Here is a 1115-nt window from a genome sequence, read left to right on the forward strand (position 1 = left end):
TACACGGCCCGAACTTTTCCGTCATCGCCCCCTCCCGGAGGGCGGCAGGGGGACGGGGAGGAGACTGGGGCCCGGGGCCGCCGCAGCGGCCCCGGGCCCGTCACAACGGTGGGTGCGGTTCAGTGGCCGCCCAGCCCGCCACCGCCGAACGACCCGCTGGTGCCCCTGGCCCAGCGGGGCCGCGTCTTGGAGGCACTGCTGCGGGTGCCGAGATTTCCGTACCCGTGCAGGTCGTGCGGAAGCACCCGGTTGCGGCTCTTGGGCAGCTCGTCCGGTTCGCGGTTCTCATGGACCTCGCGGACCGCCCCGCCCGGCGGCAGGTGCGGTTGTTCGTCCGGCCGTGGCGGTGGCGACTCACGGCGTCGCACGATGGCGCCCCAGTAGAAACCGCTCAGCAGGATGGCCACGACGGCCAGTCCCGCCAGCAGCGGTCCGAGAGTCAGCCAGCCGCTTCCTGCGGCAATCTGCGCGTTTGCGGTAATCATGCCCTTCGGATACCCGCTGAGATCGGGGTGAACCGTATATTCCGCTTCGGTCGTCTTCCGCTTCGGTCTGCCGGGCCTCGCGTTTGGCTCCGGGCGACGCGGCTACCCGCAGGGTGTGGCATTGACGACATCCCAGCAGGAGTTGTTCCGGTTCCTGGAGGACCGGTTCGCGTGCGCGCAGACGTGTGCCGACTGCGCCCGGGTGTGTGCCGTGCGCGCGAGCCTGGTCGATCCGGGTGGGAGTAGTGAGGAGCGGGAGCTCGTACGACGCAAGGCGATCATGTGCGCGGAGGTGTGCGACGCCACCTGCCGTGTGCTGGCCGAGCAGGGTGACGACACGGACGAGGAGGGTGCCCGCATCCAGTTGGAGTGGTGCCGCACCATCTGTCTGGAATGTGCACAGATGTTCGACGGTCAGCCGGGGGCGGAGGCGGCCGCGGACACCTGCCGCGCGTGCGCGCGGGCCTGTGCGGACTTCATGGCCGCGCTGAGCTGAGCCCGGCGCGGTCCGCCGCGCCCGCATCGGTCCGCGCGGACCCCCGGCCCGGGCGGACCGCGGTCTGGGCGGGGGTTGGGCCGGGGGGGGGCGGGGGGGCCGCGGGCCCGGCGGGGGGGGGGGGGGTGGGCGCG

2 protein-coding genes are annotated in these 1115 nt (G+C 72.8%); one reads left to right on the forward strand and one right to left on the reverse strand.

Annotation, left to right across the window (positions count from 1 at the left end; all coding sequences use genetic code 11):
- Nucleotides 1-119 precede the first annotated feature (119 nt).
- Nucleotides 120-485 carry a DUF6479 family protein gene (locus ABT085_RS29495; protein WP_351614435.1) on the reverse strand — a complete coding sequence of 122 codons (366 nt, stop codon included), beginning with the start codon at nt 483-485 and terminating at the stop codon, nt 120-122.
- 115 nt (nt 486-600) lie between these two features.
- On the opposite strand from ABT085_RS29495, the gene ABT085_RS29500 reads away from it, so the two are divergent.
- Nucleotides 601-981 (forward strand): four-helix bundle copper-binding protein, encoded by a 381-nt coding sequence (locus ABT085_RS29500; RefSeq protein ID WP_351614438.1) that lies wholly within the window; start codon nt 601-603, stop codon nt 979-981.
- Nucleotides 982-1115 lie beyond the last annotated feature (134 nt).

The organism is Streptomyces sp. NPDC002265, from assembly GCF_040296125.1.
GTDB lineage: Bacteria > Actinomycetota > Actinomycetes > Streptomycetales > Streptomycetaceae > Streptomyces.

Excerpts from the sequence above, each read along its gene's own strand:
- ABT085_RS29495 (WP_351614435.1), bottom strand. The coding sequence starts at position 485 with ATGATTACCGCAAACGCGCAGATTGCCGCAGGAAGCGGCTGGCTGACT.